The 19,933-nt window shown below is 71.7% G+C and carries 19 protein-coding genes and 1 pseudogene; 10 read left to right on the top strand and 10 right to left on the bottom strand.

Annotated elements, in window-relative coordinates; all coding sequences use genetic code 11:
- Window positions 1-126: 126 nt before the first annotated feature.
- Both GSY69_RS11095 and GSY69_RS11090 read left to right on the top strand, forming a co-directional pair.
- Window positions 127-720 carry a YbjN domain-containing protein gene (locus tag GSY69_RS11095; protein ID WP_268526297.1) on the top strand — a complete coding sequence of 198 codons (594 nt, stop codon included), beginning with the start codon at window positions 127-129 and terminating at the stop codon, window positions 718-720.
- Window positions 721-751: 31 nt separating this feature from the next.
- Complete coding sequence (locus tag GSY69_RS11090) at window positions 752-1,495, top strand: phosphoglyceromutase (RefSeq protein WP_160953913.1); 744 nt, start codon at window positions 752-754, stop codon at window positions 1,493-1,495.
- Between the two features lie 83 nt (window positions 1,496-1,578).
- Here the strand turns inward: GSY69_RS11090 and phoU are convergent, their stop codons facing one another.
- A complete protein-coding gene (gene phoU / locus GSY69_RS11085) occupies window positions 1,579-2,250 on the bottom strand; it encodes a phosphate signaling complex protein PhoU (RefSeq protein ID WP_160953912.1) in 672 nt (223 codons plus the stop codon).
- A gap of 199 nt (window positions 2,251-2,449) precedes the next feature.
- Here phoU and GSY69_RS11080 point away from each other — a divergent pair, with 199 nt between their 5' ends.
- Both GSY69_RS11080 and GSY69_RS11075 read left to right on the top strand, forming a co-directional pair.
- On the top strand, window positions 2,450-3,901 hold the full coding sequence (locus tag GSY69_RS11080) for an ATP-binding protein (protein ID WP_202411051.1): 1,452 nt from the start codon (window positions 2,450-2,452) through the stop codon (window positions 3,899-3,901).
- Window positions 3,898-4,578: a response regulator transcription factor gene (locus GSY69_RS11075; RefSeq protein WP_160953911.1), complete on the top strand. Its 681-nt coding sequence runs from the start codon at window positions 3,898-3,900 to the stop codon at window positions 4,576-4,578. The genes GSY69_RS11080 and GSY69_RS11075 overlap by 4 nt, the downstream gene beginning before the upstream one ends.
- A gap of 198 nt (window positions 4,579-4,776) precedes the next feature.
- On the opposite strand, the gene GSY69_RS11070 is transcribed toward GSY69_RS11075, so the two are convergent.
- The gene (locus GSY69_RS11070) at window positions 4,777-5,352 is read right to left on the bottom strand and encodes a hypothetical protein (protein WP_160953910.1); all 576 of its coding nucleotides are present in this window, start codon (window positions 5,350-5,352) and stop codon (window positions 4,777-4,779) included.
- 241 nt (window positions 5,353-5,593) lie between these two features.
- Here GSY69_RS11070 and GSY69_RS11065 point away from each other — a divergent pair, with 241 nt between their 5' ends.
- The 4 genes from GSY69_RS11065 to GSY69_RS11050 all read left to right on the top strand — a co-directional run bounded on the left by GSY69_RS11065 (window position 5,594) and on the right by GSY69_RS11050 (window position 8,331).
- Entirely contained in the window at window positions 5,594-6,076 is a 483-nt protein-coding gene (locus tag GSY69_RS11065) for a CarD family transcriptional regulator (RefSeq protein WP_160953909.1), read from the top strand.
- A 173-nt stretch (window positions 6,077-6,249) separates the two neighbouring features.
- Window positions 6,250-7,191 carry an IspD/TarI family cytidylyltransferase gene (locus GSY69_RS15225; protein WP_160953908.1) on the top strand — a complete coding sequence of 314 codons (942 nt, stop codon included), beginning with the start codon at window positions 6,250-6,252 and terminating at the stop codon, window positions 7,189-7,191.
- Entirely contained in the window at window positions 7,188-7,697 is a 510-nt protein-coding gene (ispF, locus tag GSY69_RS11055; protein ID WP_160953907.1) for a 2-C-methyl-D-erythritol 2,4-cyclodiphosphate synthase, read from the top strand. The genes GSY69_RS15225 and ispF overlap by 4 nt, the downstream gene beginning before the upstream one ends.
- 106 nt (window positions 7,698-7,803) lie before the next feature.
- Window positions 7,804-8,331, top strand: a complete 528-nt coding sequence (locus tag GSY69_RS11050; protein ID WP_160953906.1) for a hypothetical protein — start codon at window positions 7,804-7,806, stop codon at window positions 8,329-8,331.
- Window positions 8,332-8,690: 359 nt separating this feature from the next.
- On the opposite strand, the gene GSY69_RS11045 is transcribed toward GSY69_RS11050, so the two are convergent.
- From GSY69_RS11045 to GSY69_RS11015, 7 genes are all read right to left on the bottom strand, one after another.
- Window positions 8,691-10,073, bottom strand: coding sequence for an amino acid permease (locus tag GSY69_RS11045; protein ID WP_160953905.1), 1,383 nt, complete (start codon window positions 10,071-10,073; stop codon window positions 8,691-8,693).
- A 454-nt stretch (window positions 10,074-10,527) separates the two neighbouring features.
- Window positions 10,528-11,322 (bottom strand): MBL fold metallo-hydrolase, encoded by a 795-nt coding sequence (locus tag GSY69_RS11040; RefSeq protein ID WP_160953904.1) that lies wholly within the window; start codon window positions 11,320-11,322, stop codon window positions 10,528-10,530.
- Window positions 11,319-12,413, bottom strand: a complete 1,095-nt coding sequence (locus GSY69_RS11035) for an S-(hydroxymethyl)mycothiol dehydrogenase (protein ID WP_328698855.1) — start codon at window positions 12,411-12,413, stop codon at window positions 11,319-11,321. Before GSY69_RS11035 ends, GSY69_RS11040 begins: the two co-directional genes overlap by 4 nt.
- Window positions 12,414-12,524: 111 nt before the next feature.
- Entirely contained in the window at window positions 12,525-13,412 is an 888-nt protein-coding gene (locus tag GSY69_RS11030) for a universal stress protein (RefSeq protein WP_160953902.1), read from the bottom strand.
- Between the two features lies 1 nt (window position 13,413).
- Window positions 13,414-14,886, bottom strand: a complete 1,473-nt coding sequence (locus tag GSY69_RS11025; RefSeq protein ID WP_160953901.1) for an APC family permease — start codon at window positions 14,884-14,886, stop codon at window positions 13,414-13,416.
- 311 nt (window positions 14,887-15,197) lie between these two features.
- Window positions 15,198-15,317 (bottom strand): methionine/alanine import family NSS transporter small subunit, encoded by a 120-nt coding sequence (locus tag GSY69_RS11020; RefSeq protein WP_160953900.1) that lies wholly within the window; start codon window positions 15,315-15,317, stop codon window positions 15,198-15,200.
- Window positions 15,314-16,996 carry a sodium-dependent transporter gene (locus GSY69_RS11015; protein WP_160953899.1) on the bottom strand — a complete coding sequence of 561 codons (1,683 nt, stop codon included), beginning with the start codon at window positions 16,994-16,996 and terminating at the stop codon, window positions 15,314-15,316. Before GSY69_RS11015 ends, GSY69_RS11020 begins: the two co-directional genes overlap by 4 nt.
- A 200-nt stretch (window positions 16,997-17,196) precedes the next feature.
- On the opposite strand from GSY69_RS11015, the gene cysS reads away from it, so the two are divergent.
- Window positions 17,197-18,654 carry a cysteine--tRNA ligase gene (cysS, locus tag GSY69_RS11010; RefSeq protein ID WP_160953898.1) on the top strand — a complete coding sequence of 486 codons (1,458 nt, stop codon included), beginning with the start codon at window positions 17,197-17,199 and terminating at the stop codon, window positions 18,652-18,654.
- An 82-nt stretch (window positions 18,655-18,736) separates the two neighbouring features.
- Window positions 18,737-19,702 (top strand): 23S rRNA (guanosine(2251)-2'-O)-methyltransferase RlmB, encoded by a 966-nt coding sequence (gene rlmB / locus GSY69_RS11005; protein WP_160953897.1) that lies wholly within the window; start codon window positions 18,737-18,739, stop codon window positions 19,700-19,702.
- A gap of 99 nt (window positions 19,703-19,801) precedes the next feature.
- Here rlmB and GSY69_RS11000 read toward each other — a convergent pair.
- Window positions 19,802-19,933 (bottom strand): annotated as a pseudogene (locus GSY69_RS11000) (IS481 family transposase); the annotation flags it as partial.

Raw genomic sequence — 19,933 nt, 5'->3', positions numbered from 1 at the left:
CGACCGCGGCGGCCGTGGCAGCCGTGACCGCCGCGCCGCTGCCCGCCCCGGGTGCCGCACGCGCCGCAGCCGCCGCGCAGGGCGCGCGGCAGGACAACCGGGAGGTCGCATCGTGAGTGAGACATCGTGAGTGAGCCGCAGTCCGGCGCAGCGTCGGGTGAGAGCACGGCCCCGGACGCGCAGCGGGTGCTGCTCGACTGGGCCCGCGGGGCGGAGGTCGAGGTCGAGCGTGCCGCAGGCGGCCAGCTCGTCGTGAGCCTGCCCGGGGAGAAGAAGCTCAAGACTGTCGTGTCCGTGCGGCTGGGCGCCGAGCGCGCCGATCTCCAGGCGTTCGTCATACGCCACGCGGATGAGAACGAGGAGGCCGTCTACGCGTGGCTCCTGCGGCGCAACGCGAAGCTGCGCGGCCTCGCCTTCTCCATCGATGCGCTCGGGGACATCTACCTCGATGCGTCGGTGCCGCTGGCCGCCTGGGACGAGCCGTTCGTCGACCAGCTCATGGGCCGGTTGCTCAGCGCCGCGGATGAGTCGTTCAACGAGCTCCTGGTGCTCGGCTTCCTCACCTCGATGAAGCGCGAGTGGGCCTGGCGCATCGCCCGCGGGGAGTCCACGCGCAACCTCCAGGCGTTCGAATCGCTGCTCAGCGGCCCGGACAACGAGTTCCTCGGCACGTTCAGCGCCCACGCGGATCCCGCGGGGCAGCCGCCCGCCGCGCCGTGAGCGCCCTCACGGCGCGTGGCACAATGGCGCCATGACGTACAACCTTGTGCTGCTGCGCCACGGCGAGAGCGAATGGAATCAGAAGAACCTCTTCACCGGCTGGGTCGACGTGCCGCTGACGGACAAGGGCCGCACCGAGGCCGTGCGCGCCGGCGAGCTCATCACCGAGGCCGGGCTGGCCCCCGACGTCCTCTACACCTCGCGGCTCAAGCGCGCCATCAACACGGCGAGCCTGGCGCTCGAGGCCGCGGACCTGTCCTGGATCGACGTCAAGCGCAGCTGGCGGCTCAACGAGCGCCACTACGGCGCGCTGCAGGGCAAGAACAAGAAGGAGATCCGCGACGAGTTCGGCGAAGAGCAGTTCATGATCTGGCGCCGCTCGTACGACACCCCGCCGCCCGTGCTCGACGATGCCTCGCAGTTCTCGCAGGCGGGCGAGGCCCGCTACCGCAATCTGGGCGACGCGATCCCGCGCACGGAGTGCCTGGCCGACGTCGTCGAGCGGCTGCTGCCCTACTGGTACGACCAGATCGTGCCCGACCTGCAGCTCGGCCGCACCGTGCTGGTCACCGCGCACGGCAACTCGCTGCGCGCGCTCGTCAAGCACCTCGACGGGATCTCCGACGCGGACATCCCCTCGCTCAACATCCCCACGGGCATCCCGCTGCACTACGAGCTCGATGAGTCGCTGACCCCCGTGGCACCCGGCGGCCAGTACCTGGATCCGGACGCCGCGCAGGCCGCGATCGGCCAGGTGGCCTCGCAGGGCCGCTGACCCGGGCCGGCCGCACGGCCGGCGCGCGCACGGGGCCGCCGAGGTGACACCTCGGCGGCCCCGTGCGCGCCGGCCACGTGCGCCTACTGCTGCGGGCGCTGGGAGAGCGCGGGCTCCCAGTTGCCGGTGAGCAGGTACTCCACGCGGCGCGAGACGTTGACCGCCTGGTCGCCGAAGCGCTCGAAGTAGCGGGAGATGAGCGTGACGTCGGCGATCTGCGAGGGCGTGATGTCGCCCGCGGCGAGCTCGCCGATGATCGTGAACACGCGCAGGTGCAGGGTGTCGAGCTCCTCGTCGATCGCCGCGATCATGGGCACCGCGGCGGTGCCGGGGTCGTCGAGGAGCGTGATCATCGCCTCGCCGATCCGGTGGGCCGCACGCCCCATCTGCGAGAACACCTCGGAGAACTGCGCGGGCACCGCGGGCTCGGGGTAGCGGATGCGCACCTGCGCGGCGATGTGGCGGGCCAGGTCGCCCATGCGCTCGATCGCCACGCTCATCTTCAGCGCGGAGATGATGACGCGCAGGTCGGCGGCGACCGGCGCCTGGAGCGCGAGGACCTGGGCGGACTTCTGGTCGAGCTCGGCCTGCATCGCATCGACGGAGGCATCGCCGGAGATCACCTGCTCGGCAAGGGGCAGGTCGTTCGTCTCCAGGGCCGTGGTGGCGCTGTCGATCGCGGCGGTGACCTGGCGGGCCATGCTCACGAGCTCATCGGCGATGGCGTCGAGCTCGTTCTTGAAGACTTCGCGCATGGCGCAGGGTCCTTTCGTCCGGGACGGTGGGGCGGGCAGGGCGGCGTGCGGCGAAAGCGGGGGCGCCGCCAGCCAGGCTGTCAGCGGGGGGTGAACCGCGGTTGGCCGGCGGGTGAACAGGTGCTGACAACTGGTGTACGTGTGGCCGCTGGGCAGCCGCGCGCCCGCGGGCGCAGGCTAATCTGAGCGTGTGGACGTAATGGTAGTCGGCCTCATCACCGGGGTCATCGGCCTGGCGCTGGGGATCTGCGGCATCCTCGCCTTCCGCCTGTCCGAGCGCAGCCGGTCCGCCGCCGATCTCCACTCCGATTATGAGCTTCCCGAGGGCATCGCGGAAGTCCTCGCGGTCCTGCCCTCCGCGGCGATCGTCGTGGACGCCGGCGACGATGTCGTCAAGGCGTCGCCCGCCGCGTACACCTACGGCCTGGTCCGTGGGCACATGCTCTCCGCCGCCGAGCTGTCCGAGACCGTGGCCCGCGTGCGCGCCCGCGGGCTCATCGAGGAGCTCGAGTTCGAGCGCGCCCGCAGCTCCGATCGCCGCACGGCCCGCTCGCTGCACGCGCGAGTTGCGCCCCTGGGCACGGCCTACGTGCTCGTGCTCTGCGATGACCAGACGGAGGCCAAGCGCGTCGATGCGGTGCGCCGGGACTTCGTCGCCAATGTGTCCCATGAGCTCAAGACGCCCATCGGGGCGATGTCGCTGCTCGCCGAGGCGGTGGTCGACTGCGCGGACGACCAGGTCGCCGTCGCCCGGTTCGGGCAGAAGCTCCAGCGCGAGTCCCGCCGGCTCACGCAGCTCGTCCAGGAGATCATCGACCTCTCCCGCGTGCAGGACCACCAGGCGCCCTCGGCCACGCAGCTCGTCGCGATCGACGCGGTCATCGACGAGGCCGTGGACCGCGCCCGCACGCGGGCCGAGGCGAAGAACATCACCCTGCAGGTGGCGCCGGTCGGCGACTGGCACCTGGCGGGCAACCACGACCTCATCGTCAACGCCATGCGCAACCTCATCGACAATGCGATCAACTACTCCAACGAGGGCACGCGCGTGGGGATCGGGGCGAAGATCGAGGACGAGCAGGTGGCGATCTCGGTGACCGATCAGGGGATCGGGATGAGCACGGCGGACACCGAGCGCGTCTTCGAGCGGTTCTACCGGGTGGACCCCGCCCGCTCGCGGATGACCGGCGGCACGGGCCTCGGGCTGAGCATCGTCAAGCACATCGTCGCCTCCCACGGCGGGGACGTGCGGGTGTGGAGCAAGCTGGGGCAGGGATCGACATTCACGATCGTCCTGCCCCTTGCGGGCCCCGCGGACACGACCGAGCTCGAGGCCGCCCAGGAGGACGGGATCCTGCTCGACCACGCCCCCGGTGCCCTCCCCGGCGCCGCGGCGGGTCAGACGGCGGACACCGCAGCCGGGCGGGCGGAGCCCGAACCGAGCGGGCGGGACGCGCAGGGGGCACAGGATCTGCCGGATGGACCGGGTAGACCGGGTGCGGCGGGTGTTCAGGAAGCGCAGGAAGCGCAGGGACCGCAGGGGGCGGAGCACGAGGAGCCGGCCCGCGCCTCGGCGGCCACAGGACAGCCGGAGCCCGCCCGGGCTGCGGACGCAGGCGAAGACCAACAGCAAAGGAAGCAACCGACGTGACACGCATTCTGCTCGTCGAGGACGAGGAATCGTTCTCCGATCCGCTGTCGTACCTGCTGGGCAAGGAGGGCTATGACGTCGCCGTCGCGGCCGACGGCCTGCAGGCGCTCGCCGAATTCGACAGCACCGGCGCGGACCTCGTGTTGCTCGATCTCATGCTGCCCGGGGCCTCGGGCACGGAGGTCTGCCGCTCCCTGCGGGCGAAGTCGAACGTGCCGATCATCATGCTCACGGCCAAGGACTCGGAGATCGACAAGGTCGTGGGGCTGGAGCTGGGCGCCGACGACTACGTGACGAAGCCCTACTCCTCGCGCGAGCTGCTGGCCCGGGTGCGCGCGGTGCTGCGGCGCAACGCGGAGGCCGATGGCGAGTCGGACAGCGTCCTCGAGGCCGGCGGGGTGCGCATCGACGTGGACCGCCACGTGGTCTCCGTGCGCGGCACGGACCTCTCGCTGCCGCTCAAGGAGTTCGAGCTGCTCGAGATGCTCGTGCGCAACGCCGGCCGGGTGATGACGCGCGTCCAGCTCATCGACCGCATCTGGGGCCAGGACTACGTGGGCGATACGAAGACCCTCGACGTGCACATCAAGCGGCTGCGCGCCAAGATCGAGGTGGAGCCCTCCGACCCCAAGCTGCTCATCACCGTGCGGGGCCTGGGCTACAAGTTCGAGGCGTAGGCGCCCGCAGCGAGCCGGCGTGGGGTGTCCGAGGAAGCCGGCGCCCACGCAGATCGGCGCCCCACCCAAGCGGGTGGGGCGCCGATCTGCGTGTGGCCCGTGTCGTGGGCCCCGTGTCGAGGGCCCGTGGCGTGTGGCCCGTGTCGTGGGCCCCGTGGGATGGGGCCTAGCGGGTTCGCCCGGCGGGGGCCGGCAGGCTCACTGGTCGGCGGTGGCCTCGTCCTCGGCGCCGGCGCTGTCCTGGGCACCCGAGGTGGCCGATCCGCTCGGCACCGGAGCCGTGCTCGCCGGAGCATCGGAGGGCGCGAGGGTCTTGTAGTACCAGAGGCTGCCGTCGAGGACCTGCGTGGGCACCTCCTGCTTCGTGCCGTTGATGGTCACGGCGACGTCGGTGAGCTCGCCCGGCTTCGCGTCGAGGCCGCTGACGATCAGCTCCTTCTTCGACTGCGACTTGGCGTTCTTGGGGTCCTGGATGACCGTCTTGCCGGCCGCGACGGTCTCCGAGCGGTTGACGCTGCCCACGCTGATGTCGACGCGCGCGGACTGCTGGCTCGTGTTGACGATCGTGTAGAAGAGCTGGGACTTGCCCTCGTCATTGGAGATGAGGAGCAGGCCGCGCACGTCGACGCCGTCGAGCGACGTGCCCGCGCCGTCACCGCCGTTGTACTGGTACTCGTGAGTCTGCTGCGGGGAGATGAGCGCGGCGCATCCGGTGACCGGGAGGGCGAGGGCGACTGCGGCTGCCGCAAGGGCGGCGCGGAAAGGCCGTTTCACGGTGGGGGCTCCTTGGACTTCACGACGGGGTCTGCCAGATCCGAGCGATGGGCAGCGCGGGTGCGCACGCCGGGTGTTCACATCTGATTCACGGCTCATCCTACCCGTTCTTTGACCGCGTGTAGAACGACTGATCCGCTCGATTGCCCAGCTCACTATCACACTGCGGGGCGAATCTGGCGGTCATCTGTGGCGTGCCTCATGGTAAACTGGAAGTCCACGGGAAGGGGATCACACCAGCATGAGCTTTCAGGTCGGCGATACCGTCGTTTATCCGCACCACGGCGCTGCAACGATTCAAGAAGTCAAGACCCGCGTCATCAAGGGAGCGGAGAAGCTCTACCTCAAGCTGCAGGTCTCGCACGGCGACCTGACGATCGAGGTCCCCGCCGAGAACTGCGACCTCGTGGGCGTGCGCGACGTCGTGGGCGAAGAGGGGCTGGAGAAGGTCTTCGAGGTCCTCCGCGCCGACATCTCCGAGGAGCCCACGAACTGGTCGCGCCGCTACAAGGCGAACCTCGAGAAGTTCCAGTCCGGCGATGTCATCAAGGTCGCCGAGGTCGTGCGCGATCTGTGGCGCCGCGAGCAGGACCGCGGACTGTCTACCGGTGAGAAGCGCATGCTCGCCAAGGCGCGGCAGGTGCTCGTGTCCGAGCTCGCGCTTGCCGAGGAGAAGGAAGAGGACGAGGCCGAGGCGCTCCTCGACGAGGTCCTCGCCAGCTGATCCGCCCCGCACCGGCACTCCCGGTGCCCGCCGCGAAGGCCGGTCCCCCTTGCGGGGACCGGCCTTCGGTGCGCGTGGGGCGCTGTGCGGTGCGGCGTGGGCAGGGCGGCGGGGATGCGGCGTGGAACGCGCGCGCACCGCGGCGCCATGCCGCGGCGCAATAGAGTGACCCCGTGAGCTGCATACTCGTCATCCCCGCCGCGGGCAGCGGGACGCGCCTGGAAGGCGCCGTACCCAAGGCCTTCGTCGAGCTGGCCGGCGCCACCCTGCTCCAGCACTGCCTGGAGCGGGCCCTGGCCTCCGGTGCGATCGACGCCGTGGCCATCGCCGCAGCGGCGGGCTGGGAGGAGCGGGCGCGGGAGATCGCCGCTGCGGCGGCCGCGGCAGCTGCACACAGAGCGACGGATGAGGCCCCGCGTGCCGTGCCCGTCCTCGTCACCACCGGTGGTGCCGACCGCGTCGCCTCCGTGGCCGCCGCGCTCGATGCGGCCGCTGCCGCCTTCCCCGCCGCGCGTGTCGCCCTGGTCCACGATGCTGCGCGCTGCCTGACGCCCCCGAGCGTCTTCGCTCGGGTCGTCGCGGCCGTGCGGGCGGGCAGCGAGGCCGTCGTGCCGGTCTTGCCGGTGACGGACACGATCGCCGCGGTGGGCGCGTCCGCCGCGGAGAGCGCAGAGGAGGGCCCCGGTGGTTCCGGGGATGGCACGGCAGGTGCCGGTGCCGGCGCGGAGGCCGACGGCGTGAGGACCGGTGCGGAGGCCGACGGCGTGGGGACCGGTGCGGCCGTCGCCCGGATCGGCGCGGCCGCTGCCGCAGCCGGGCCCAACGCGGCGGGCCCCTGCGCGGGCGGCGGCGTGCGGTGTGAGCCCCTCGACGGCAATGTGGACCGCACCGGCCTGCGCCGGGTCCAGACCCCGCAGGGGTTTGCGCTGCCCGTGCTGCGCGCGGCGCATGCCGCTCAGCTGGCGGACCCGGATCCAAGCGCGACGGATGACGCCTCCCTGGTGGCGCGCCTCGGTGTCGGAGTGGACGGCGTGCCCGGGGACGAGCGGGCCCTGAAGATCACGTATCCCATCGATATGGCGGTGGCGCGGGCCCTGCTGGAGGAGGGCGCATGAGCGAGGAGGCGGCAATCCCGAGGGTGGGGGTCGGTACTGACGTGCACGCGTTCTCGGCCGATCCGACGAGGCCGATGCGGCTTGCGGGGCTCCACTGGGAGGGCATGCGCGGCCTCGAGGGCCATTCGGATGCCGATGTGGCCGCCCACGCGTGCTGCGACGCGCTCTTCAGCGCGGCGGGCGCGGGGGACCTGGGCGCCCACTTCGGAGTCGACCGGCCGGAGCTGGCCGGTGCCGGGGGAGCGCGCCTGCTCGCCGAGGCGGCCCGGATCGTCCGCGAAGCCGGGTTCCGCGTGGGGAACATCGGCGTCCAGGTGATCGGCAATGAGCCCAAGCTCGGCCGGCGGCGCGCGGAGGCCCAGGCGGTGCTGAGCGCGGCGGCCGGGGCGCCGGTCTCCGTGTCGGGGACCACGACGGATGGACTGGGCCTGACCGGTCGCGGCGAGGGAGTCGCGGCAATCGCGACGGCCCTGCTGTTCGAAGACCCGGGTGCGTCCGCGCCGTGACGGCGTCATGCACGGGCGGCGTTCCGGGTACCGGCGGAGGCGCAGAGGAAGCCGTCGGTGACCTGGGCGCCACGTCCAGATATGCGTATGGCAGCCGGAGAACGCGATGAGGTTCATGCAGGCACGGTGGCTGTGGGCACTGGCGGCGGTTGCCAGTGGGAGCGCAGTATGCACTGGAGCGCTGCTGGTGTGGCAGGTCGTCTCGAGTGCGGGTGGCACCGCGGAGGTGCGGGGCCTCACGGCCTCGGGTATAGCGTTCGGTGTGCTCGGAGGGCTGCGGCTCATCGTCTTCGCCGGCTTCCCCCTCGTCGTGGCGCCGTTCTTCATGGGGTTCTGCGCGGCAGTCGCGGCCGTCGTGCTGCCCCCGCCCCTCGGTCCGCTTCACGGGCGGATGGAGCGCCATCCGCTGGCCGGCGATTACGTGCTGTGCATCCTTGTGCCCGCTGCGGTGGGAACCGTGACGTCAGCGCTTCTCGTAGCGTGCTGCGAGTGGGTCGGGCAGGAGCCTCCCTCCCCGTTTGCCCAGCTGTTCGTGCGAGGGCTGCCGTTGGCCGGGCCCCTCGGCGGGTGCGTGGCGCTGGCCGGGCTGGCCCTGCTGCCGTTGCGGAGTCGCATGATCCGCCCGCGCACGTGACCGATCCAGGCGTCCGCGAGGCCTGGAGGTGGGCATGGCAGGGCTCGATCCTCGCGTCCCTCCGGCCTGGTCGGCCCGTTCATGTGCCGCACCGTGCTGGCGCGCGGCCGCAGAGCGGTCATCTCTGTTCGGCTCGACGCCGCGAATCCGTACGGAAGTGACCTTTCGGCCCGGAAGGTGTGGTGTTCCCGTGTAGGAGGGCCGTGCCGCGGTTGCCGTGTGGAACAGGGGTGGTGGATGGGCAGGCCTCAGGAACCGCACGGAAGCGACCTCTCGACGCGCTGCGAGCGACGTGGAGTCGTTCGCGGTTCGCTGCTCGTCGCGGCCGCGCCCGCCTCGCACACTCGGACCGCTCCCCCCTACACCTCCGGGGCGGGCTCCTCGATGCCCTTCGTGACGTCGTCCAGGCTCTTGCCGCGGGTGAGGACCCAGCCCACGAGCCACAGCACGGCCGTGATCGCGAACGTCGCGAGCATCTGGAAGCGCACGCTCGGCACCGTCATGCCCAGCGCGATGATCGCGGCGATCCCGGCGAGCGTTGCCCACGGCAGCCACGGATAGCCCCACATCTTCAGCGGCAGCTCGCGGCCCGCGGCCTCGGCGCGGCGGCGCAGGACGAGGTGAGAGACGACGGTGGCCACCCACGTGAGGATGAGCGTCGAGCCCACGACGTTGAGCAGCAGGCCCAGCACGGACTCCGCCCAGAAGTAGTTGAGCGCCACCGCTACGAACCCGAATGCCACGGATCCCAGCAGCGCCGCCGCCGGCACGCCGGAGCGGGTGGTGCGGCCGAACAGCGCGGGCGCCATGCGGCGGTGGGCCAGCGAGTAGACCATGCGCGATGCCCCGTAGACGTTCGCGTTGAGCGAGCTGAGGAGCGCGGCGACGATGACGAGGCCCATGATCGCCCCGATCGCCGGCAATCCCGCCTGGTTGAGCACGGCGACGAACGGCGAGGTCGCCAGCGCCGGGTCGTCCCACGGCAGTGCGATGACCATGATGGCCACGGAGCCCATGTAGAACAGCAGGATGCGCCAGATGATGCCGCGGATCGCGGTCCCCACGGCCCTGCGCGGGTTCTGCGTCTCCGCGGCGGCCACCGCGACGATCTCGATGCCGCCGAACGCGAACGCCACGACCAGCAGGCCCGCCGCGACGCCGCCGAGGCCATTGGGCATGAAGTCGCCCGTGAGGTTGGCAAGGCCGGGCGAATCCGCCGGGGTGAGGCCCACGAGGTAGGCGATGCCCAGCAGCAGGAAGAGGAAGACGAACGCGACCTTGAACAGGGAGAACCAGAACTCGAACTCGCCGAAGCTGCCCACGCCCAGCAGGTTGATCCACGTGAAGACCACCATGAAGATGAGCGCGTAGCCCCACTGGGGGAAGATGGGCGCGATCGTCGCAAGCGTCTGCGCGGCCGCTGTCGCCTCCGCCGCGACGACGAGGCAGAGCTGGAGCCACCACAGCCAGCCGACGGCGAACGCCGCCGATGGGCCGAGCGCCCGCCCCGCGTAGTAGGAGAACGCGCCCGAGTTCGGGTCCGCCGCGACCATCTCTCCGAGCATCCGCATGACGAAGATGACGATGAGCCCGGCCACCACGTAGGAGATGAGCACGGCGGGTCCGGCCGCGGCGATGCCCTCGCCGGAGCCCACGAACAGGCCGGCGCCGATCGCCGAGCCCAGGCTCATCATCACGAGGTGCCGGGGCTTCATGCCGGCGTGGAGCGCATTGCTGCTCATCGCAGTCCTTCGAACGGGGTGCGCGGCGCGGGCGTGGGCCGGCGCCGCAGCAGGAGGGGTGACCCCATGAGTCTAGTGATCGCCGGCGCCTCGTGCGCACCGCACCCGAGGCGCGGGCAGCACCCGCACCGGCCCGCACCTAGGCGCGCGGCTGGGATGGAGCCGCTGGGCTCCGGGAATCCGGTGCCCAGCGGCCCCGCATTCAGAGGTGGGCGCGCCCAGCGCGCCACGGCCGGCACCTCATGCACTGCGGTCGGTCCGCTTCCGAGGTGCCGCCCCACTCACCGCGGCCGGTCCGCTCCCGAGGTGCCGCCCCACTCGCCGTGCTCACTCCGCACCCGCGGCGCGGCCCTGCGCCCCAAGGCGCGGCGCGGCCCTACTCTCCGCGGCGCGGCCCTCTGCCCCGCGATCGATCAACGCCCGATGCACCGAGGCGCGGGAAGGGCTCAGCGGCTCACTCCCCGCGGTCGATCCACTCCTGCAGGTGCGGCCGCTCCTGGCCAATGGTCGTGGGCTCCCCATGGCCGGTGAGCACCACGGTCTCGTCCGGCAGGGCGAACAGCCGGTCGCGGATCGAGTCGATGATCGTCTCGAAGCTCGAATACGAGCGGCCGGTGGCCCCGGGGCCGCCCTGGAACAGGGTGTCGCCGGAGAACAGGAGCGGGATCGCACCCGTGACCGGCACCGTGCCGTCCTGGGCGACCTCCCGGCCGGGGGGCTCGCCCTCACCGTCGGCCACCGCGGTCTCGGCGTCCGCGCGCGCCCCCGCTGCGATGTCCGCGCCCAGCTCGTCGCGCACCTGCGCGGGCAGCCCGGCCGCGCCGATCCCGGAGCGGATGAAGAAGCACGTGGAGCCGGGGGAGTGGCCGGGCGTCGCGAGGGCGGAGAGCACCACGCCGGCCACGGCGAACTCGGAGCCGTCGGCGATCTCCCCGTCGGGCCGGTAGCCGTCCCCGTAGACGCGGCGCCAGAGGACGTCGTCGGCGGGGCTGATCCAGACCTCGGCCCCCAGCAGCTCGGCGGTCTCCCGCACGGCGCCGATGTGGTCATCGTGGCCGTGCGTGAGGAGGATCGCGCGGACCCTGCGCTCGCCCACGGCGTCCTTGACGGCCTGCGCGTCGTGGGCGGGGTCGATGACGATGACCTCCTCGCGGTCGCCCACGAGCCACACGTTGTTCTCCACCCCCCACGTGCCCCCGTCCAGGGAGAAGGTGCCCGAGGTGGTCAGCCGCTCGACGTGGGCGCTCATGAGTAGACCACCACCGAGCGCAGGACCTCACCGCGGCCCATCTTCGCAAACGCCTCCTCGACGTCGTCAATGCCGATGCGCTCGGTGACGAAGTCCTCGAGCGGCAGGCGGCCCTGCTCGTAGAGATCGACGAGTGCGGGGAAGTCGCGCTCCGGCAGGCAGTCGCCGTACCAGGCGGACTTGAGCGAGCCGCCGCGGCTGAAGATGTCGATGAGCGGCACCTCGAGCTGCATCTCCGGGGTGGGAACGCCCACGAGGACGACCGTGCCGGCGAGGTCGCGGGCGTAGAACGCCTGCTTCCACGTGGCGGGCAGGCCCACCGCGTCGATCGCGAGGTCCACGCCGAAGCCGCCGGTGAGCTCGCGGACGCGCTCGACGACCTCGTCCTCGGACAGGTCCTTCGAGTTGATCGTCTCCGTGGCGCCCAGCTGGCGGGCCCACTCGAGCTTCCGGTCATCGAAGTCCACCGCGATGATGGGCGATGCGCCGGCCAGGCGGGCACCGGCAACCGAGGCGCAGCCCACCCCGCCGCAGCCGATCACGGCGACGGACATGCCGCGGGTGGCCCCGCCGGTGTTGACCGCAGCGCCGATCCCGGCCATGACACCGCAGCCCAGCAGGCCCACGACGGCGGGATCGGATTCGGGCACCTTCGTGCACTGGCCCTCGGCCACGAGCGTCTTCTCGGCGAACGAGCCGATGCCGAGCGCGGCCTCGAGCTCGGTGCCGTCGGCCAGGGTCATCTTCTGCGCGGCGTTGTGCGTGGCGAAGCAGTACCAGGGCTCGCCGCGCTTGCAGGCGCGGCACTCACCGCACACGGCCCGCCAGTTGAGGACGACGAAGTCCCCGGGCTCGACGTGGGTGACGCCCTCGCCCACCTCGGAGACGTAGCCGGCGGACTCATGGCCGAGGAGATAGGGGAAGTTGTCCCCCACCCCGCCCTCGCGGTAGTGGTAGTCGGTGTGGCAGACGCCGCAGGACTTCACGTCCACGACGACCTCGCCGGGGCCCGGATCGGGGACGATGACGTCCATGATCTCCACGGGCTCGCCCTTGGCGCGGGCGACGACGCCCTTGACGGTGGTGGGCACGGTGACCTCCTGATCGGCGACGGATGGCCCGGCCATTATATGTTCGCGCTGCCGCCCGGCCAGGGGCCCGAGGCGCCCCGGGGGCCGCCCCTTCTGCCGCTGCGTCTGCCGTTACTTCTTCTGCCGCTTCTTGCGGTGGGTGGGCATGATGAGCGCCGGGACGGGGCAGTGGCGCAGGATCTTCGCGGCCCGCGAGCCGATGAACACGCGCTCGAAGACCCCGCGCGAGGAGCCGAGCACGAGCAGCTCACCCCGCTCCCAGCGCACGAAGGAGAGCGCATCGGACCACGTGGGCCCGCGGACGCCGTCGACCTCGCCCTCGACCCCCAGGGCGCTCAGGCCCGCGCGGGCCTCCTCGCCCACCTGGTCGAGCCACGTGCCCACGATCGTGTCCTCGCCCATGGCCCCCGCGGAGTACATGGGCAGGCTCGAGCGGACGGCGAGGGTGAGCACGCGCAGGCCCGCGTGCAGAGTGCCCGCCTCCGCCGCCGCCTCGCCCAGCAGCGCGTCGTCGCGCTTGCCCGCGTAGGCCACGGACAGGCGCGGGATCGCATCGGCCGGGCCCTCGGACTGCGTGCGCAGGCCCCGCGGGGCGATCGCCACGGGCAGCGGCGAGGAGTGGAGCATGCGGTCGGTGACCGAGCCCGTGCACACGCGCCCGTAGAGGCCGTCGCGGGCCGAGCCGAGCACGAACAGCCGGGCGCCGACGGCCTTCGCCTCCGCGAACAGGCCCGCCGAGGTCGAGCGGTTCGCCACGGTCGCGTATGTGGCCGCGACGTCGTCCGGGATGTGCTGGCGGGCGGCGGCGAGTACGTGCTCGGCCTGGGAGGCGAAGTAGCGGCGGTACTCCGCCTCGCCGGGGGAGCCCGCAGCCGCGGCGTGGCGCCCGATCACGGTGACGACGCGCAGCTCCTCGCCCGAGGCGCGGGCCAGGTCCACGGCAAGCGTCACGGCGCCCTGCTCCAGGTCATCGGCGGCGATGCCAACGAGGATGGTCATGTCACTGCCCCTTCTGCGAAGCGGTCGCGGCCGTCCCGCCGGCAAGCGCCTGCCGGTGAAGGTTGGCGTGCCTGCGGCCGTAGGCGAAATAGTAGATGAGGACGACGATCTCCCACGCGACGAACGCGTAGAGGGTGACGGCGCGCAGGTTGAGGATGACCCACAGGCAGCCGGCGATCGAGAGGATCGGGATGACCGGGTAGAGCGGCACGCGGAAGCCCCGCTCGAGGTCCGGCTCCGTCTTGCGCAGGATCATGACGCCCACCGAGACGACGAGGAAGGCCACGAGCGTGCCGACGGAGGTCATCTCCGCGAGGAAGTCGATGGGGATGAAGCCGGCGAGCACCGCGACGACCGCGCACACGATGATCGTGTTCTGCACGGGGGTCAGGGTCCGGCGGGAGACCTTCTTGAAGATCTTGGGCGCCACGCCGTCGCGGCTCATGGAGAAGAGGATGCGCGTCTGCCCGTAGAGCGTGACGAGGGTGACGGAGAAGATGGAGATGACCGCGCCGAGTGCCAGGATCGTGCCGAAGAACGGGGCGCCGGTGACATCGGTGAGGATCTGCGCAAGCCCCGCGTCCTGGCCCTCGAACTTCTCCCAGGACTGCGCGCCGATCGCGGCGACGGCCACGACGATGTAGAAGCCGGTGACGGTGATGAGCGCGAGGATGAGCGCGCGCGGCATGGTGGTGCGGGGATGCTTGACCTCCTCGCCTGCGGTGGAGACGACGTCCAGGCCCACGAACGAGAAGAAGATGATGCCGGCCGCGCCCACCGCGCCCTTCGTGCCGAACGGGGCGAAGTTGGCGAAGTGGTCCGCGTTCCAGCCGAAGAAGGCGACGATCGCGAACATCGCGAGCACGCCCAGCTTGATGACGACCATGACGGCGTTGGCCTTGGCGGACTCGCTGGCGCCGCGGATGAGCAGCAGGCAGCACAGGCCCACGAGGATGACGGCGGGCAGGTTGATGAAGCCGCCGGCGGCGGGCGCCTTGGCCAGCGCGTCGGGAATGGTGAAGTGGAAGATCGTGGAGAACAGCTCGTTGAGGTACTCCGACCAGCCCACGGCCACGGCCGCGCACGAGACCCCGTACTCCAGCAGGAGGCAGCCGCCCACGATGATCGCCACGAGCTCGCCGAGCGTCGCGTACGCGTAGGCGTAGGAGGAGCCGGAGACCGGCACGGCGCTGGCCAGCTCCGCGTAGCACAGGGCGGTGAGGCCGGCGACCAGGCCGGCGACGGCGAAGCTGACGATGACCGCGGGGCCGGCCACGGGGACCGCCTGGCTGAGCACGAAGAAGATGCCGGTGCCGATCGTCGCGCCGATCCCCATCATGGTGAGCTGGAACGTGCCGATCGAGCGCACGAGGCCGCCCGAGGACTTCTCCTCGGAATCGTCGAAGTGCTCGATCGGCTTGCGGCGGAAGAGCGATCTGACGAAGCCCGGCTGGGGATCTGCGGTGGTGCTCACGGGGCCTCCTCGGCGGGCGGGCGTCGATCGTGTGATCGGGGACACTGCAATCCTGGCCCTTCGGCGGCCATTTGTCACGTCCACTCACAAGCGCGCGGCGGCACGGCCTGCCTGGTCAGGCAGCGGGTCCGCCCGGCTCACCCGGCCCGCGCCCGAGGGGCCTCAAGCGCACCGGCGTTCCGCGCCCGAGGTGCGACCGGCTCACAGGCGCGTCGCACCAGCGGTGCGCCGGCAGCGGGTGCGGCCCGCACCTGCCGGGACGCGCCAGGGGGCGCCGACCGGCCGGTCGGCGCCCCCTGGCGGCGGTGGTCTCAGCTCTCGTGCGCGGTCGTGTCGTCGGGGTGATTGCGCAGGTGCAGGATCGAGGCGGCGAGGCCGCCCCAGACCGTGCCGAACGCGATGATCATCATGATGATGGCGGAGGCGGTCATGCTTCGTCCTTTCGGGGAGTGCGGGAGGTGCCCGGTGCCTCGGAGGCGGCGGCGGTGTCTGCGGTTCCTGCGGTCTCGCCGGCAGTGCCGACGGCTCCGCGGCGCTCGGCCTCGGCGGCCTCCTCGGCCTCGTCCTCGCGGCGGGCCTCGGCGACCCGGTCGAGGGCCGCGCGCGGCCACGGGATGAGCGAGAGCAGGATCGCGAGGACCGCGAGCGCCCCGATGAGGCCCCACCCGAACGTGCCGACGAACCAGGCGGGCATGGGCGGATCGCCGTAGCCCCCGGTGGCGCGGGCGATGATCTCCGAGATCAGCATGTAGCCCAGCACGATCGGGGTGATGACCGTGACGCACACGATCCACGTGCGGCCCAGCTTGAAGCTGGAGATCGCGTTGAGGTGATCGCGCAGCCCGGGCAGCTGCATGCACAGCCAGCCCACGACGATGACGGAGACGAGCGCGATCCCGACGATGCCGACGTTGTTCATGAACGCGTCGACGACGTCGAGCACGTTCAGGCCCGTCACCGTGGGCATCGTCAGGCAGGCGATGACCGCCATCGTCCCGCCCACGATGACCGTGGAGAGGCGGTTGGAGATGTTGAGCTTGTCGCTCAGCGCCGCGATCGGCACCTGGATGAGGGAGACGAGCGAGGTCAGGCCCGCGAACACGAGGGAGAGGAAGAAGAGGATGCCGAAGATCGCGCCCCCGGGCATCTGGCCGATGAGCGTGGGGAATGCGATGAACGCCAGGCCGATGCCGCTCTCGACGACCTTGTCCACGCTCGTGCCCTGCGACTGCGCCATGAAGCCGAGTGCGGCGAACACGCCCACGCCGGCCAGCAGCTCGAAGCCGGAGTTGGAGAACGCGACGGTCAGCCCGGAGCCCGTGAGGTTCGTCTTGCGCTTGAGGTACGAGGCATAGGTGAGCATGATGCCGAACGCCACGGACAGGGAGAAGAAGATCTGCCCGTAGGCCGCCACCCACACACTGGGCTCGAGCAGCGCCTTGAAGTCCGGTGTGAAGAGGGCGTTGAGGCCCTCCATGGCGCCGGGCAGGAACAGCGCCCTGACCACCATCGCGGCGAAGAGGACGATGAGGACCGGGATGAAGATCTGGGAGAAGCGGGTGATGCCGTTCTGGATGCCCAGCAGCAGCACGCCCAGGCAGATGACCCAGACGACGATGAGCGGGATGAGCACGCCGGGCACGAAGTCGAGCGAGAGCCCGTAGTCCCCGGACTGCTGGAGGTAGGCACCGCCGAAGAAATCGCCCGGGGCCTCGCCCCACGCCGAGTTCACGGAGAAGAACGTGTAGGAGATCGCCCAGGCGACGATGACCGAGTAGTAGATCGCGATGATCGTGGCCAGGAGCACCTGGAACCAGCCGATCGGCTCGGCCGCCCGGTGGATCGAGCGGTAGGACAGCGGGGCCGAGGCGCGGAACTTGTGGCCGATCGCGTAGTCGAGGAACAGCAGTGGGATGCCGGCCGTGAGCAGGGCGATGAGGTAGGGGATGACGAAGGCGCCGCCGCCGCTCTCGTACGCGACGTAGGGGAAGCGCCAGATGTTGCCCAGCCCGATCGCCGAGCCGATCGCGGCGAGGATGAAGGCGGAGCGGGAGACGAAGACTTCGCGCTGCGGACTCGCCTGCGCTTTCGGGGTGGGGGATCCGGGCATGATCGGTGCCTCCATTGGCAGTCGGGGTGGTCACGGGTGCCGGCCGCCGGGCCGGCGCGGCGGCACGGGCCGCCGGCGGGGTTGGGACGACTCTACGGAACGCACCGTGGGCCGCGCCACAGCGGGCGCCCGCGCGCGGCGATCCGTGAGCGGATCGCAACAATTGCGGCCCCGTGCGCCGCCCCCGGTAGAATCCTGGCGTGGCGATTTCTCTGTACAGCACCGAGGCCGGGGCACTCGTGCCCTTCACCCCCGTCGTCGACGGCCGGGCGAGCATCTACGTGTGCGGCGCCACCGTGCAGGGCGCACCGCACATCGGGCACATGCGCTCGGCGGTCGTGTTCGACCAGCTGCGGCGCTGGCTTGTCTACCGGGGCTATGACGTGACGCTCGTCCGCAATGTCACGGACATCGACGACAAGATCCTCGCGAAGTCCCAGGCCGAGGGCCGCCCGTGGTGGGCCCACGCCTACCTCTACGAGCAGGAGTTCACCGCCGCCTACGACGCGATGGGGGTGCTGCGGCCCACGTACGAGCCGCGCGCCACCGGCCACATCACGGAGATGGTCGAGCTCATCGCCCGGCTCATCGACGCCGGGCACGCCTACCGGGCGGAGGACGGCAGCGCCGACGTCTACTTCGACGTCCGCTCCTTCCCCGACTACGGGGGCCTGACCCACCAGCGCCTCGAGGACATGAGCGATGCCGGGGACGCCCCGGTGCGCGGCAAGCGCGACCCCCGCGACTTCGCCCTGTGGAAGGCCGCGAAGGAGGGCGATCCCGCCTCCGCGTCCTGGCCCACCCCCTGGGGCCGCGGGCGGCCCGGCTGGCACATCGAGTGCTCCGCCATGGCCACCCGCTACCTGGGGTCCGCCTTCGACATCCACGGCGGCGGACTGGACCTGCGCTTCCCCCACCACGAGAACGAGCGCGCTCAGTCCCGCGCCGCCGGCGACGCCTTCGCCGGGATCTGGATGCACTCCGGTCTGCTCAACGTGGGCGGGGACAAGATGTCGAAGTCGCTGGGCAACTCGGTCTTCGCCCACGAGCTCTTCGAGCGCTTCTCCCCGCTGGCCGTGCGCTTCTTCCTCTCCACCGCCCACTACCGCTCGACGCTCGAGTACACCCCGGCCCACGTCGAGGCGCAGCAGGCCGCGCTCGACCGGATCGCGAACTTCCTCGCCCGCGCCCGCCAGGCGCTCGGCGCCGCGGCCCCCGCCGTGCCCGAGGCGGCCGCCGGCTACGCCGCCTCGCCCCACCGGGTGCCCGAGGACTTCGCCGCGGCGCTGGACGACGACCTGTCCATTCCGCGCGCGCTCGCCGTCGTCTTCGCCCGCGTCTCCGACGGCTTCCGGCTGCTCGACGGCCGGGCCGAGGAGCAGGAACTCGCCAGGGCCGTGGGCGAGGTCGAGCTCATGCTCGACATCCTCGGCGTCAACCCGACGGCCGCCCACTGGGCCGGCGGTGCCCAGCCGGCGGGCGCCTCGGCGGCGGAGGGAGCGCTCGACGCGCTCGTGGGCGAGCTGGCCCAGCAGCGCGCCCAGGCGAAGGCCGCCAAGGACTACGCGAGCGCCGATGCCATCCGCGACCGGCTCGCGGCCGCGGGCATCGCCCTCGAGGACACCCCGGACGGGGTGCGCTACGAGGTGCGGGGCTAGCCGGCCCGCAGCACGCCCCCGCGGCGGCCCGGCCCCGGGCCGCACGGCCCACGAACACAGACGACGACGAACAGGAGCGGCCATGCCACCCAAGTCACGCGGCGGAGCGGTCCGGCGCAAGAGCAAGGGCCCCCAGGCGGGCTCGGGCGGCCAGCGCCGCCGCGGCCTCGAGGGCAAGGGGCCCACGCCCAAGGCGGAGGACCGCGTCTACCACAAGGCCCACAAGGCCAAGGTCGAGCGGGAGAAGGCCCAGCGGACCCAGCAGGCCCACCGCAAGAAGAAGATGACCGGCTCGGACGTGGTCGCCGGGCGCAACGCCGTGGTCGAGGCGCTGCGCGAGTCGATCCCCGCCACCGCCCTCTACGTGGCCCAGCGCATCGACGCAGACGACCGCGTGCGCGAGATCGTGGCGCTGGCCGCCGATCACGGGGTGGCGATGCTCGAGGCGCCCAAGCCGGAGCTCGACAGGCTCACCGACGGTGCGATCCACCAGGGCGTCGCCCTGCAGATCCCGCCGTACGACTACGCCCATCCGGATGACCTGCTCGCCCTGGCCGGCGACCGGTTCGAGGCGCCGCTGCTCGTCGCGCTCGACGGGGTGACCGATCCGCGCAACCTCGGCGCGATCGTCCGCTCGGCCGCCGCGTTCGGCGGCCACGGGGTCATCATCCCCGAGCGCCGCTCGGCTTCGATGACCGCGGCGGCGTGGAAGACGTCCGCGGGAGCTGCGAGCCGGATCCCGGTCGCCCAGGTGACGAACCTCGCCCGCGCCCTCCAGGAGATCAAGAAGCAGGGCGTGTTCATCGTCGGCCTCGACATGGACGGCGACGTCGAGCTGCCCGGCCTCGAGCTCGCCACCGCACCCGTGTGCATCGTGGTGGGCAGCGAGGGCAAGGGCATCTCGCGCCTCATCCGGGACCTGTGCGACCAGGTGGTCTCCATCCCGATCGCCGCGACCACCGAATCGCTCAACGCGGGCGTGGCCGCCGCCGTCGCCCTCTACGAGACCGCGCGCACCCGGCGGGCCGCGGCCGGCCGGGCCGAGTAGCGCCGGCCCGCCGGCCCGGGCCGGCCAGAGTGCCGCGGCCGGCCGGAGTGCCCCGGTCGTCCGGGGCGCCCCGCCCGGCCGGGGGACGTGCCCCGGGGGCTAGATGTGATGTCCAGGCAGGTTGTTGAGTCTGCTGATGGGCGGGGCTCCGATCGCGGAGTGAACCCTGTGGTGATTGTAGACATGCAACCAACCAGGAAGTTCACCTCGGCGTTCGGTCTCGGAACTGTA

Source organism: Brevibacterium rongguiense (assembly GCF_009857845.1).
GTDB classification, from domain to species: domain Bacteria; phylum Actinomycetota; class Actinomycetes; order Actinomycetales; family Brevibacteriaceae; genus Brevibacterium; species Brevibacterium rongguiense.
The sequence above is the reverse complement of the archived record's forward strand: the minus strand, read 5'-3'. Positions and strand labels throughout refer to the sequence as shown.